Source organism: Streptomyces guryensis (genome assembly GCF_021261325.1).
GTDB classification, from domain to species: domain Bacteria; phylum Actinomycetota; class Actinomycetes; order Streptomycetales; family Streptomycetaceae; genus Streptomyces; species Streptomyces guryensis.
On sequence record NZ_JAJSBI010000027.1, the window covers coordinates 73,066 to 86,428 of the forward strand.

Below are 13,363 nucleotides of genomic sequence, written 5' to 3' on the forward strand. Positions count from 1 at the left end.
CTTCACCCGGGGGCCGGTCCCCGGGTGAAGTGGCTTACCGCTGCACCTGGCTGCATCAATGGACGATTGTCCGGTCGAGTGAGGCCAGCAGCATGGTCGCCATCAGGCCGGCGAACAGCGTGCCGAACCGCTGTGGCAGGGCGGAGGAGTCGGGCTGCTCTGTCCGAGCGGTGGGGGAGGAGGCGGTCATCACGTGCTCCAAGACGGACGGGAGGCCGTGGTGGAGGGGCGAGGCAGGGCGAACCGATGAGAGGCCGCGTGGGGGCCATGGGCCGAGGACGGTCCGCAGCAAGGTCATCACGCGCTCCGCTTGCGCCGTCGTGCTGTCCTCCTGGTCCTGGGGGCTCTCCGCCACCCAGCTGTCCATGCTGATCCGGAGGACGGTCATCGCCAACGCGGTGATCAAGCGTGGCGGTTGGGCCTCCGGGGGCTCCCCAGTGCGTGCCGCCACGATGCCGGCCAGGAACCGCTCGAACTCCGCGAAGCCTGCCAGCCAGGACCGCGAGGTCGACCGTTTCCTCCAGGGTCTGGGCCAGGTGCTCCATCGCCGGCCGGAGCACGGCGCGAATCTCCGGTCGGCCGGCCTCGGTCAATCGCACCAATTCGGGACCGATGCGGACGCGACCTGTGGCGGAGGCTGCGACCAGCACGCCTTCGACCTCCAGTGCGGAGACCAGCCGGTGAATCGTCGAGCGCGGGAGCCCGGTGCGTACGGCGAGCTGGGAGAGGCTGAGTCCCTCCCGCTCGCCGGCGAGGGCGCGGAGCACCGCGACAGCCCGCCCGATGATCTTGATTCCGGCTTCGCCACCGTCCTGTGCGGCGGCTTCCTTGTGTGCAGCGTCAGGTGTCACTCGCCCAGCATGCGACTGCCGCCCGGGACAACGGCGTCTCGTGTAGCGGGCATTGCTGGTCGACGGGCTCGGCCTTTTTCGTTCACCTGTTGCGTTTCGGGCATGCCCACGTCCTGGCGAACAACGCGGGGATCAGGACCGTACGACGATCGGTACGTTCTCGTCTCTGAACCGGATGAGCGACCTGTTGAGTGACTGGGGTCGACCGGCTACGGTGCTGCCTCGCGTAAGAGGGCCAGGAGGGTGTGCGCCTGTGGTCTCGATCAAGGCCAGGACTGCGGCCGCCTCGCTCCCGATCCAGTGGGCGCCTGCCCTGCCGGGATACGGGCTCCCGCGCTTTGTGGGGAGTCCGGAGATCCTTGTGGCCTCCAGCAACACAGCGGTGGCTACGGCTTCGGTGGGGAGCTGCATGTGCGTAGTGTGCCCGCGTCCGGTATCGGGGCTGTGCACCCGCCCCGGAGGACCGACTCGCGCACTCACAGGCCGACCGAAGCGGAGCGCCTGCCGTGGAGCAGGATGCACGGTGCCGAGGAGACAGCTTCGAGCATGGGGAGGATGGATGTGACGCCGACGCCGCAGACTATGCGGCGGCCCGGGCGCGCGGTCCGGGCCGAAGACAATGGCGGGACATCGGCCGCCCGTAACGGTGCTCCGGGCCGCGCGGTCGTGTCGACAAACTCGAATCCGCCAGGTCGTTGGCCAGCGGCAGATCGAGATGAGCGCCGGGTTCCCGCGCGGTCAGTGGATGCCCGTCGAGGCGTGCTGGGGCAGGTATGCGCGACACCGGCCTTTGGCGGCGGTCGGCCGGGACAGCGTCGTACAGGTCGGTCGGCGGGCGGAATCTTGTCGGGCGTCCGCAGTGCTGCCGGATCTCGTGGGCTGAACACACAAGGCGGGTCTCGCTCCGGCCTCGCGGCACGGCGGGGGGCATCTCAATCGACTACGGCAGGTTCGGGCGGGGTGGTGTCGTCAACTCGCCGTCACATTTCGGGCCCGGGCGAAACGGTGGTGGCAGCGGGGTGATGTGCCCGGCGTCCGCGATGGTGCCGACGTGCTCCTGAAGGGCGGGGTGGGGACGGCCATCGAGCACGCGCGGTGCCGCGCAGAGCGTCAGCGACCGAAGGTAGCCGTCGGCGATCCACACACCTATCAGCGGCATGACGAAGGAGAGGGGCTGGCCTGCGAGGAGGCTCAGCACCACAGCCGCGGTCAGTACCGTGACCGGCGGATAGAGCAGGATGAAAGCCATGGTGGCCCGGGCGGTCTCCGAGCGGGAGGTGGACTTCTCGTTCCGATGGATCGCCGTGCACGCCACGACGAAGATCGCCACAACCGCGCCCGCGCTCAGCGCGGCGTTGAAGCGCAGGTCGGCGGAGGCGAGTCCCGTGAGGCCTGACCAGGCGATCAGGTTCGCTCCGATCACGAGGGCGCCCGTCCACACGATGACCCGCCGGCCCGGCTCGCGGTGTCCGTCCTGGCCCCCGGCCAGGACGGACACGTCGGTGCCGCGCGGCAGTAGCCACAGGCACAGGGCAACGGCGATGATTCCCAGGCCCGCTCCCATGGCCGTGATCAGACGCCATGCGTTCTCGACCGGCAGCGCGCCCGCCGTGTTCTGGGCGACGAATCCAGCGATGGGTATTCCTAGCGGAACTATTGCGAGTGAACGCCTGGCGCGGCTGGCCGCGTCCGCGCGGGCGCGCCTGCCTTTGGGGGCGGCGTTCTGACGCGCGGCCCCGATCCTGGTGGCGGAGTCCTTGACGAGACTCAGGGTCAGTGGAAACGCGACGCCTGTGCCGATTCCGGCGAGCATGCTGAGAAGTCCCAGTTGCCAAGGGGCGGTTGCGAGTGCGCAAGCCCCGGACCAGAGCGTGAGCCACAGGAGTGCGGCGAGCGTCGCCTGCCGGAGCCCGAGGCGCCGCGCCAGCGCCACTGCGGCGTGGACGCCGGCCAGAACGCCCAGAAAGGCTGTGCTCCCGATCAGCCCCGCAGCGCTGGGCGACAGGTGCCAGCCGGGTTCGTTCTGAAGGGAATCGAGGAAGTTGGGGAACGCGACGAGCTGGTAACTCTGTATGGCCAGAAGAAACAGTCCGAGTGGGACCAGACTGCGGCCCACAGGGAGGGTGACGGTGTCGGACGGCATGCCGGCCTCCAGATGGCGAACGGAAGGAAGGGACCAGCGCCCGGGACGGAGCCGGGGCCGCGGTTGCGGGGATCTCGCGGTCGGATGTTTTCTGCCGAATGCCGGGAGCGCGCCGGCCATGATTCGGCGGCGTCGAATCATGCGGGTCAGCTTCGGGGCGTGCCGTTCAGGGGCAGGGCGCGGTGGTAGGCGGCGACGGCCACCGCGGCGACCGCGACGTGCATGAGCACCAGTCCGACGATCCCGGCGGCATCGGCGTGCGGAATGTAGTCGCTGACGAGCATCAGCAGGTCGGGGACGAAGGAGATGACCACGACGGCGGGGACCAGCCAGGACAGCAGGGCGCGCGGCCGGGCCGACCACCGGCGGATCACCGCCCATCCGACCGCGCCGATGATGACGCCCAGGACAGTGAAGGTGACGTATGGCCCGGGCTGGAGGGGCTCGAAGTCGTCGGAGGCTCCGGCCGCCCGGGAGACCAGGGCGATCAGCGCGTCGGCGATGATCGCGGCCACGGTGCCCGCGATCAGCCATCCCGCGACGGCGGTCCGGCTGGGCGCGGAGCGTATGGACCGCGCCGGTGCAGGGGTGGCGGAGGAAGGCGTGGTGGACATGGGAAGACTCTTTCGGTGACGGGCGGTCGGCCGCTTGGGGCCCTGTGTTCCGCCCGGGCGTCAGGCGGTTTTCGGAAGCGGCTGTCTACACCACCCGCCACCTACAGAGCATGTGGGGGTTCAAGAGCCGGATCGACTACGGGAACGAGAACTCGGCCGGACCCACCGTGGGACTGGCCGCATAGGAAGGGCTCCACACTTCGAGGGGATTGTTCGAGGGGATTGACAGACGTCGGCTGCTCATCGGGCATGCACGCGGACGCCGGTGCTCATCGACCGCGCACGACGTGCAGCACCTTGGTCTCGGTGTAGGACAGCAGGCCGGCCAGTCCGTTGGCCACGCCGAGGCCACTCCACTTGTGCCCGCTGAAAGACACGCCCGGTGCCGGCATGCCGTGCGTGTTGACCCAGGAGGTCCCGCATTCCAGCCGGGCCGCCACCGCCGCGGCCCGCTCCGGGTCCGCGCTCCACACCGAGCCGTCGAGCCCGAAGTGCGTACCGTTGGCACGGGCCACCGCCTCTTCGACGTCGTCGTACGGGATCACCGGCAGAACGGGCCCGAACTGTTCCTCGTCGACGACGCGCACGCCGTCCTCGAGATCCCTCAGGATGGTCGGCGCGAAGAAGTAGCCGTCACCGTCCAGGCGCCGGCCTCCGGCGGCCGCGGTGGCACCGCCGGCCAGCGCGTCCGACACCAGCTCCTGGACCCTGGCGAACTGCGGCGCGGTGGCGAGCGGGCCCATCTGGACGCCGGGGAGCATGCCGTCACCCACTTGGACCGACCGTGCCCGGTCCGCCAGGGCGTCGACCACCTCGGTGTACCGGGCGCGTGGTACGTAGAGACGTTTCATCGCCGCGCAGATCTGCCCGCAGTTGACGAACGCGCCCCAGAACAGCTTCTCGGCCATGGCGTCGAGGTCGACGTCGTCGAGGAGGATGCCCGCGTCGTTGCCGCCCAGCTCCAGGGTGATGCGCTTGAGGTCGGGCGCAGCCGACGCCGCCACGTGCTTTCCGGTGGCGACCGAACCCGTGAACGTCACCTTGCGGACCAGGGGGTGTTCGGCGAGCTGTGCACCCAGCGGGTCCCGGCCGCTGATGACGTTCAGCACGCCCGGCGGCAGCACGTCACGCAGAACGACTCCGAGTGCGAGCGAGGACAGCGGCGTGAAAGGAGACGGTTTCAGTACCACTGTGTTGCCCGCCAGCAGGGCAGGCGCGAATTTCATCGCGGCCTGGATCAGCGGGACATTCCACGGGGTGATCGCCGCGACCACGCCCATGGGCTGGTGCAGCACCTCGATCCGCTCCTCGTCGTCCCGGATCACCTCCCGGGGCACGTCGAGGGCGGCCGTGCCCCGCAGGGTCATCGCGGTCACCATCACCTCGAAACGGGCGTCGGCCAGAGGCTTGCCCTGCTCCAGTGTGAGCAGGGTGACGAGTTCCTCGGCGCTCTCCTCGATGCGTGCGGCCGCGGCCAGCAGCGCGCTGCGGCGAGCGTCCATGTCGTCACGCCAGAGTGGGAAGGCGTCGGCGGCCGCTTGCACCGCGTCGTCCAGCTGGGCCGGTGAGCAGTCGGGCGCCTGGGCGAACACCCGGCCGGTGGCGGGGTTGTGCACCCCGAAGGTATCGACAGTGTGGACGTCCTTGCCGCCCACTGTCATCGGGTGGTTTTGCTCGGACACGGTGTCTCCTGGAGTGTGGGGCGGCCGTTGCCGTCGGGAGGTGAGGAGTGTGGCGGTGAGATCAGCGAGTACCGCGGGCGGAACGGGGTCGGAGTTCCGTCAGGACACGACGTGCATGCGGCAGGGAACGGTGTTGAGCTCGTCCGGTCCGTTCTCGCCCACGACGACGGTGCCGCCGATGTTGACGCGGTGCTGTCCCGTACAGGCGTTGGGTTCGAAAGCGAACGCCATGCCGGGGACGAGTTCCAGGTCGGAGATCGGCTCGACGGTACGGAAGACACGGCGGCTGTCCTGGCCGGGGATCTGTTCGGCGTTCAGCGCGATGTGCCCCGCGAAGGCCGCGGGAGTGAGACTGTGCACCAGGGGGGTCATGTTGTAGTGGCCGGTCTTCAGGAGGGGCTCGCTCATGGCCCGGGCGACGTCGAGGAAGGCGGCTCCCGGACGCAGGGCCCGGAGGCCGGCGTCGTAGCAGTCACGGGCGATGTCGTGGAGCGTGTGCAGCACCTTCGTACGGGCTCGACCGCGACGGACATCTGGACCTGTGTCTCGAATCCGCCGTAGCAGGACATGATCTCGGCCTGGACCAGGTCGCCGGGCTGAACTGTCCGGGAGGCGCCGCCGGCGTAGGTCCAGTAGGGCGGAGCCCAACCCGGGTCGTCCGCGCCGACACTCATGATGACGTGGGGGTAGGTGGTGGTGCACGAGTTGCGGTGGAGGACCTCCACGGCTGCCGCGTAGATCTCGGCCTCGCGCACGCCGGGCCGGATCATCTCCAACATGGTCTGGCAGGCTTCCTCGGCCGCCTGGGCGGCGAAGCGGACCAGTTCCAGTTCCTGCGGCGTCTTGGGCAGCATCGTCTGGGCGAAGTCGAGGGACATGTCCTCGAATTCGGCCTCGGGCAGGTTGTTGAGGACGTAGTCCCACATCATGTGGGTGATGAGGCCCTCCATTTCCCCCGCCGAGCTCCCGGTCATTCCGACCACACCGATACGACTGGACGTCAGTCCCTCTTCGGTGAGTGCCTGGACCACCCCGCGGCCGAACGGACCGACGCGTACATCGTCGATCCAGAAGCGCACATCCCGCATGTTCGCGGCCAGGCGGCGGGTGTAGCGGTGGTGGGTCCAGGTGAGGTGGACGGGGTCGCGTTCGGCGAAGAAGACGACGACGCCGTCGAGGACCTCGTTGGCGAGGTAACCCTCGTACCGTTCACGGCCCTTGAGCCCGAAGACGAGCAGACAGTCGAGGCCCTTGTCCCGCATGAAGTCACGCGTGCGCTGCCAGCGCAGTTCGCGGGCGGCGAAGGGAAGGACCGGGTACTGTTTCGCGGTCATGCCCCTACCCCCTCGGTCGCCTCGACGAGATCGCTCTCCAGGATCCTCGGATCGGCGCCCGCCGCCTCTGCCACGTCCCGGTAGTACGGCAACCAGTCGGCGCCCTCGGGGACGTGACCGCCGCCGGCCATGAGGCCCCGGGTGAACTCGGCGTCGTCCAGGGTGGCCGGGAGGTCCCCGGTTGTTGCGCGCAGCCACATCTGGATCTCCAGCTCCTCGTCGTCGGCGACCACGCCGATCACGGGCAGCGGTGGTGGGGTCTCGCGCGACCCCATGTAGATCCAGACGACGCCGTTGCGTTCCCGCACCGAGTAGGCCTTGGCTCGCACACGGGTGGGCACGCGTCTTCCCGCACTGCTGGGAATGTCGGTGACGCGGCCCTGCACGTCGAACATCCAGCCGTGGTAGGAGCAGCGCAGCCCGCCGTTATCGATGCGGCCGGAGAACAGGGAGGCACAGCGGTGCGGACAGCGGTGGTCGAAGATGCCCATCCGGCCGCCGCTGTCGCGGAAGCCGACGAGGCGCTCGCCCAGCGCCATCAGGCGGATCGGGGCACCATCGGCCTCGAACTCGGAGGACCGGGCTATCGGCAGCCAGAACTGGCGGAAGAACTCTCCGGTCGGACTGCCGGGGCCGACTTGCGTCAGCTTGGCGAAGGGGTCGGTCATGGAGCGATCCATCTCTGTACGAGGTCGATGGTTCATCCGGATCACCAGGCGCGTGCGGGCCCGAGCAGGTTCATCCCGTCCAGCGGATACAGGTCGCTGACCTCTGGTGTGGCCCATCCGAGGTCGACCGGGTGAGTGACCTCGGCGAAGGTCAGGGCGAGCTCGAAGAGGGCCTGCTCCCGCGGGGGCATGTCGTCGAGGGGGAAGGCGTTCAGATGGTTCACCACCGCTTCGATACGGGGAAGCATTACGGCGCACAGGTCACGCAGCTCCTCGATGTCGGCAGCGGCCATCGCCTCCATCCGCTCCTGTGCGTCGCGCAGGCGCCACCGCTCCAGGAAGCGCTCCAGGTCGGCAAATCCTTCGGGAAGTCCGGCTTCTGCGGAGAGCTCCATCACTTGGCTCCGATCAGTTCGTCGATGAGTCCGTAGCGGTGCTGGAGCGCGAACTCCTGCAGGGAGAGGTACAGGTCGCTGATGGCACCCGACTCGAGGCCGCGCTGCACGTCCTCCATGGCGGCCAGGTCCTCCCGGGACACCGTGTACTGCAGGGCCCGGCTGTACGCCTGGGCCAGGCGGTCGCCGGCGTGCCGGGCCTTGCGGCCATAGACGTCGAAGACGACGCGGGAGTGGTTGCGGTCGATCGGCCAGACCGTGACGGTGCTGTACCAGTGCGAGCCGTTGAGGATGGCCACGTTGGGGAACTGCCACACGATGTCGAAGAACCAGGGGTGGTAGCGGGTGCGGTTCACCGCCGGCGGCAGCATGGAGAAGTCGGTCTCGACCGCCGGTGTCTGCTTGTACCCGAGGTCGTACAGGGCACCCTCGACGGGCGGGCTGACGTAGTCGGGGTTGGAGGGGTTGCTGGAGCGGATGTGGCGGTCGTACATGTCGACCACGGGCTTGTGCCGCATCGGATTGCTCTTGCCGGCCAGCTTCGGCTGGGTGCGCCGATGCAGGAAGACGGTGTGGTACCCCTCCGAGAATGCGTCCATGGCGATGTTCCAGTTGGCCCGGACGTCGATGGACCAGCAGCTGACCTTCTCCATCTCGCTGTAGTAGCCGTCGAAGCCCTCGGCGAGCTCCCCCAGCCAGCTGTCGAGCGGCTCGGGGTTGTCACTGAAGTTGGCGTAGATGAGGCCGGACCGGACCTCGACGCGGATCGGCACCAGTCCGAGACGGGACTTGTCGACGGAGCGGAACTGCTTCTCGTCCGGCACCGAGCGCAGTGATCCGTCACCGGTGTACGACCAGCCGTGGAGCCAGCAGGTGTGCGCGGACGACGTCCCCTCGGCGAAACCGCAGGCCGTGGGGATCACCTTCTTGCCGCGGTGGCGGCACACGTTGTGGAACGCACGCACCTGCCCGTCCCGGCCCCGCTGGACCAGTACCGAGATGTTGAAGGTGGGCACGTCCAGGACGTAGTAACTCCCCGGCTTGGGAAGGTCGTTGACGTTTCCGACCAGGAACCAGGACGGACGGAAGACCTTCTCGACGACTGCGTCGTGGTACTCCTGCGTCAATTTGTCCTTGACGGACACGACGTCACGCAGGCCGGCGAACGGGTTGGGCGGGGACGGGGTCCCGCCGGTGAGTGGGGAAGCAGGGCTGACAGCGGCTTCAGACATATGATCTCCATAAGTTAGGACGCTAGTCCTGTAACATGGGACCGTATGGGAAGGGGGGGGCCGCCTGGCAAGCGAAGTGGCCTGGGACGCCTTTTCCTGCAGGCAGGTTGACTTCGCCTGGCATCTGGATGGCGCTCCGGCCCGACTTGACCTCTTCGTGATGCGGTTATACGGTCCCCATAGTGTCCTAAGTTTACAGATTTAATTCCTGACTATCAGGACACCTCAGGTGCATGACAAGGAGGACCATCCATGTGGGACCCCAGCAACATGTTTCTCAACGGGCCGTACGCACCCTGGCGCGAGGAGGGCGAGGCCTTCGACCTGGAGATCGAGGGCCGGCTCCCCGACGGGCTGAGCGGTGCCCTGTTCCGGGTCGGCCCCAGCCCGCTCCACCGCCCGGAGAATCCGAGCAGGTATCACTGGTTCGACGGCGACGGCATGGTCCACGCCATCTTCCTGCGTGACGGCCGGGCGACCTACCGCAACCGCTACGTGCAGACCGCGGGCCTGAAGGAAGAGATGGAGCTGGGCCGGGCGATCTACGGCGGTTTCATGAACGGCAGGGACACCCCCCTGCCGTCCGGCAAGTTCCCGAACAACCCCGCCAACACGCACGTGCAGCTGTACGGCAGCCGTCTGCTGGCCTTCTGTGAGGGCTACCCTCCGCGCGAATTGCGACCGGACACCCTGGAGACGGTCAGCGAGCAGTACAACTTCCGCGGCGGAGTCGTCGGTCCCCTGACCGCGCACCACAAGGTCGATCCGACGAACGGCGACTTCCTCACCTTCGGCAACATGGACGGCGCGGTCACGTGGTACCGGGCCGACCGCGACGGGAACATCCTCGACCGTCACTCGGTCGACCTGGGGTTCCCCGCCCTCACTCATGACTACGCCGTAACCACCGATTACGCGATCTGGCTGGTCAGCCCGGCAACGGCACGCTTCGAGCGCATCCTCAACGGTCAGCCTTCGACGGTCTGGGAGCCGGAGAAGCTGGACACATGTCGGTGGGCCGTCCTGCATCGCAGGACAGGCGAGGTGACGTGGATAGAAGCCTCCGACGCCTTCTCCGCGTCACACTTCCTCAACGCCTACCAGGACGGCACGAAGATCATCGTCGACGGGCACCGCGTCGGCCAGTTCGGTCCCACCCTGAAGGACCTGGAGTCACCGCCGCCCGGCGGGGACTGGAACTGGTGGTTCAAGGAGATCATCACCACCCCCTGGCGCTGGGAACTCGACCTCGCCACGGGGAAGAGCAGGGACATTGAGGTCACCGATATCCAGGGAGAGTTCCCCCGGATCAACGATCAGCGAGCCGGGCTGTCCCACCAGTACGGCTACTACACGACGACACGCGGAGCCGGCGACTGGTTCACCGACGGCCTGGCCAAGCACGACTACCGCACGGGCGAGACGTCGATCCAGACACTCGACGGTGTCCTGACCTCCCCGGGCGAGCCCGTCTTCGTGCCCCGCCCCGGCGCCCAGGCCGAGGACGACGGCTGGCTGCTGTCGATCTGGTGGGACCCGACCACCGACCGCAGCGAGGTCATCGTCCAGGAAGCCCAGGACTTCACGGGCACGCCCATCGCCCGGATCAAGCTCAACCACCGGGTCCCCCTGGGCTTCCACGGCAGCTGGTCCGACGCAGCCGAGCTCGACGCCGCGGTGCGCGGCGCCTGAGTCATCGGTGATCCCTCGCCGGCGGGGTGCTACGGCTCCCCGCCGGCCATCGCATGCCCGCACCCCGGTGCGCAGGGCACGCCAGGAAGCGGACGGACTTGCCCTCAGTCGCCTTCGTCTGAAGTGGCGCCGAACTGAGCATGGTCCTGGGATACGACGACGACCTGGCCCAGGGTGGCCGAGCAGCGCCGGTCCCGTGAACAGGAGCAGGGTGGCTGCGGGGCACAACGGGTGGCCCCTGCGGGGCACCGGAGGGGCTGCGAATGCCTGTCGTAGCGCTGTGATCTGAGGGTGAGGAAGCGTCGTTCGCCGGGCCGCGAGGCAGCCGATCCCGACGACGAGAACCACCCGTCAGACAGTCCTGCGGGCGAGTCGCTGGGCCGCGCCACCGTTACCTGACTCTCTGTCAGTTCTCGTATTCCTCTCCCGGGTCTCCCAGTTGGGTGGGTGAGAGTCGGGCTCTGTTCGCGATCAGCCCTATGCAGCCGCCCCCCATGTCCCGTCTCGCCTGAGGAAGCCATGTCACCCACCCCCCACAGCACGGCTTTCACGCACAGCCCCGGCCGGACCGTCGCCTTCCAACCCCCTGGCGGGGCCGCCCACGCCGGCTCCGGGACGGCGAGCGTGGAGATCGTCGTGCCCGTCCACAACGAGGAACGCGCTCTGCCGGGCTGCCTGCGTACCCTGCACACACGGCTGACCGAGGGCCACCGAGACTTCTGACGAGAGCTGATTCCCTTCCATGAACGAGTCCCACCGGACCCTGTCCGTCACGCCGGTGTCTGACGGTCCCTCGGAAACTCCTCCTCGCTCCCTGCCCGCCTGGGCGGCGCCGGCCGCTCCCGGCGCCATCCTGCTCGTCGCAGCCACGGCTGGGCGCCCGGTTCGTTGGGCTGGGGCAACAGCTACTACTCCGCGGCCGTGAAGTCGATGGGGAAGAGCTGGACCTACTTCCTCTTCGGCTCCTACGACCCGGCCGGGGTCGTCACTGTCGACAAGCCGCCCGCCGCGCTGTGGCCCCAGGTCATCAGCAGCAAGATCTTCGGGCTGCACGGGTGGGCCGCTGCCGTCGCGGTCGAGTCGGGAGTGGTGTAGCCGACCTGACGGCGGTCGCGCCGCGTGCATGAGGGTGTGCCGACCGGTCCGCGTGCCTCTTCAGGTGTGGTGTGGCGCACGCAGCGCGCGGGGTACACGCCGGGGAGTCATGCGGACTCGTCCTGCGGCAACGGTCGGCTGTTGATCGCGTCGGTGATGGCGTAGGCGATACGGACGAAGGACTCTGCCTGCTGCGCCGACAGGTCCCGCGCGGAGGTCTCCTCCAAGGCGCGCCACATGGCGGAGATGGGCTCACGCAGGGCGCGGCCCTCGTCGGTGAGGTGGACGACCATGACCCGCCGGTCGTGTTCCGCCGGCTCGCGGATGAGCAGGCCGGCGTCCTGCATGCGGCGGAGCGACTTGGAGACGGTGGAGTGGTCCAGACCGACGCTGTCGAGCAGTTCGGACTGGGTCTGGCCGTCCCGGTCGAGGAGTTGCATCAGCAGCAGTTCCTGTCCGGGATGCAGGTTCATCTCGCGAAGCATGGCGGCGGCGCGGGCCCGGTGAGCGCGGGCGAGCTGGAAGATCGCGTAGCTCATCGGCCCCTCGCCGGCCGTGCTGGGTGTGCTGGTTGTGGGCATGGTTCGGTTCCTCAGACGGTGTAGGTGGGGTAGTCGGTGTAGCCGGCCACTCCGCCGCCGTAGAAGGTCGCCGGGTCGGGGGTGTTCAGCGGCGCGTCAGAGCGTAGCCGCTCGACCAGGTCCGGGTTGGCGAGCGCGAGGGCGCCGACGGAGACGAGGTCGGCCGTACCGTCGTCGATGTCCATGGCGCGGGCGGGCAGGTCGGCGCCGGCCCGGTTGAGGATCAGCGTGGTCGGCCACAGCGCGCGCAGGGTACCCAGCAGCTTCTCGTCGCCCGCGTGGAGGACGTGGAGGTAGGCGAGGCCGAGCGGGCTCAGGGCGCGCACGAGAGCCGGATACAGCTCGGCGGTGTCGGACTCGGCGATGTCGTTGTAGGTGTTGCCGGGGGAGATGCGCAGACCGGTGCGGTCGGCACCGATTTCGTCGGCCACGGCAGCGGCGACCTCGACGGTGAAGCGGATTCGGTTGTCGAGGGAGCCTCCGTAGCGGTCGGTGCGCTGGTTGGTGCTGTCGGACAGGAACTGGTGCACCAGGTAGCCGTTGGCGCCGTGGATCTCCACGCCGTCCGCGCCTGCCGCGACGGCGGCCGCTGCGGCGCGGCGGAAGTCCTGGACGGTCGCTTCGACCTCCTGCGTCGACAGCGCCCGCGGTGTCGGCATCTCCTGAGGTCCGGACGCGGTGAACATCAGGCCCTGCGGGCGGATCGCCGAAGGGGCGACCGGCTGGCGCCCGTGGGGGGTGTTGTCGGGGTGGGCGATGCGGCCGGTGTGCATCAGCTGGATGACGATCCGGCCGTCGGCCGCGTGCACGGCGTCGGTGACCTTGCGCCACCCTGCAACCTGTTCGTCGTTGTGCATGCCGGGGGTGAGGAGGTATCCCTGGCCGTCGGCGGAGGGCTGGGTTCCCTCGGTGATGATGAGAGCGTGCGAGGCCCTCTGGGCGTAGTACTCGGCGTTCAGTTCGGTGGGGACGCCTTCAGGTGTGGAGCGGTCACGCGTCATGGGGGCCATGACCAGGCGGTGCGGGAGGGAAATGGCGCCGACGGTGGTCGGTGCCCACAGGGCGTTCAGCATGAA

14 protein-coding genes and 1 pseudogene are annotated in these 13,363 nt (G+C 68.6%); 3 read left to right on the forward strand and 12 right to left on the reverse strand.

Translation table 11 applies throughout. The features are described from left to right. Positions 1 to 55 precede the first annotated feature (55 nt). The 10 genes and pseudogenes from LJ657_RS37885 to LJ657_RS37920 all read right to left on the reverse strand — a co-directional run bounded on the left by LJ657_RS37885 (position 56) and on the right by LJ657_RS37920 (position 8,919). On the reverse strand, positions 56 to 493 hold the full coding sequence (locus tag LJ657_RS37885; RefSeq protein WP_269787406.1) for an acyl-CoA-like ligand-binding transcription factor: 438 nt from the start codon (positions 491 to 493) through the stop codon (positions 56 to 58). Between the two features lie 151 nt (positions 494 to 644). Further along, positions 645 to 851 (reverse strand): annotated as a pseudogene (locus LJ657_RS49170) (helix-turn-helix domain-containing protein); the annotation flags it as partial. Between the two features lie 940 nt (positions 852 to 1,791). Further along, positions 1,792 to 2,994 (reverse strand): MFS transporter, encoded by a 1,203-nt coding sequence (locus LJ657_RS37890; RefSeq protein WP_232653780.1) that lies wholly within the window; start codon positions 2,992 to 2,994, stop codon positions 1,792 to 1,794. Between the two features lie 146 nt (positions 2,995 to 3,140). Next, positions 3,141 to 3,608, reverse strand: coding sequence for a DUF6069 family protein (locus LJ657_RS37895; protein ID WP_232653783.1), 468 nt, complete (start codon positions 3,606 to 3,608; stop codon positions 3,141 to 3,143). Positions 3,609 to 3,877: 269 nt separating this feature from the next. Further along, entirely contained in the window at positions 3,878 to 5,269 is a 1,392-nt protein-coding gene (locus LJ657_RS37900; RefSeq protein WP_232653929.1) for an aldehyde dehydrogenase family protein, read from the reverse strand. Positions 5,270 to 5,389: 120 nt separating this feature from the next. Then, a complete protein-coding gene (locus LJ657_RS48360) occupies positions 5,390 to 5,794 on the reverse strand; it encodes a M24 family metallopeptidase (protein ID WP_308117114.1) in 405 nt (134 codons plus the stop codon). Continuing rightward, complete coding sequence (locus tag LJ657_RS48365) at positions 5,695 to 6,624, reverse strand: M24 family metallopeptidase (protein ID WP_269787395.1); 930 nt, start codon at positions 6,622 to 6,624, stop codon at positions 5,695 to 5,697. The genes LJ657_RS48360 and LJ657_RS48365 overlap by 100 nt, the downstream gene beginning before the upstream one ends. Next, positions 6,621 to 7,292 (reverse strand): Rieske 2Fe-2S domain-containing protein, encoded by a 672-nt coding sequence (locus LJ657_RS37910; protein WP_232653785.1) that lies wholly within the window; start codon positions 7,290 to 7,292, stop codon positions 6,621 to 6,623. Before LJ657_RS37910 ends, LJ657_RS48365 begins: the two co-directional genes overlap by 4 nt. Positions 7,293 to 7,333: 41 nt before the next feature. Beyond that, a complete protein-coding gene (locus LJ657_RS37915; protein WP_232653788.1) occupies positions 7,334 to 7,687 on the reverse strand; it encodes a hypothetical protein in 354 nt (117 codons plus the stop codon). Beyond that, entirely contained in the window at positions 7,687 to 8,919 is a 1,233-nt protein-coding gene (locus LJ657_RS37920) for an aromatic ring-hydroxylating oxygenase subunit alpha (protein WP_232653790.1), read from the reverse strand. The genes LJ657_RS37915 and LJ657_RS37920 overlap by 1 nt, the downstream gene beginning before the upstream one ends. Before the next feature lie 252 nt (positions 8,920 to 9,171). On the opposite strand from LJ657_RS37920, the gene LJ657_RS37925 reads away from it, so the two are divergent. From LJ657_RS37925 to LJ657_RS37935, 3 genes are all read left to right on the forward strand, one after another. Next, positions 9,172 to 10,611, forward strand: coding sequence for a carotenoid oxygenase family protein (locus LJ657_RS37925; RefSeq protein ID WP_232653794.1), 1,440 nt, complete (start codon positions 9,172 to 9,174; stop codon positions 10,609 to 10,611). 519 nt (positions 10,612 to 11,130) lie between these two features. Then, positions 11,131 to 11,334, forward strand: a complete 204-nt coding sequence (locus tag LJ657_RS37930) for a hypothetical protein (protein ID WP_232653797.1) — start codon at positions 11,131 to 11,133, stop codon at positions 11,332 to 11,334. A gap of 198 nt (positions 11,335 to 11,532) precedes the next feature. Continuing rightward, positions 11,533 to 11,706, forward strand: a complete 174-nt coding sequence (locus tag LJ657_RS37935; RefSeq protein ID WP_232653799.1) for a hypothetical protein — start codon at positions 11,533 to 11,535, stop codon at positions 11,704 to 11,706. Between the two features lie 107 nt (positions 11,707 to 11,813). On the opposite strand, the gene LJ657_RS37940 is transcribed toward LJ657_RS37935, so the two are convergent. After that, the gene (locus LJ657_RS37940; protein WP_232653814.1) at positions 11,814 to 12,287 is read right to left on the reverse strand and encodes a MarR family winged helix-turn-helix transcriptional regulator; all 474 of its coding nucleotides are present in this window, start codon (positions 12,285 to 12,287) and stop codon (positions 11,814 to 11,816) included. A gap of 11 nt (positions 12,288 to 12,298) precedes the next feature. Next, positions 12,299 to 13,360 (reverse strand): alkene reductase, encoded by a 1,062-nt coding sequence (locus LJ657_RS37945; protein ID WP_232653817.1) that lies wholly within the window; start codon positions 13,358 to 13,360, stop codon positions 12,299 to 12,301. Positions 13,361 to 13,363 lie beyond the last annotated feature (3 nt).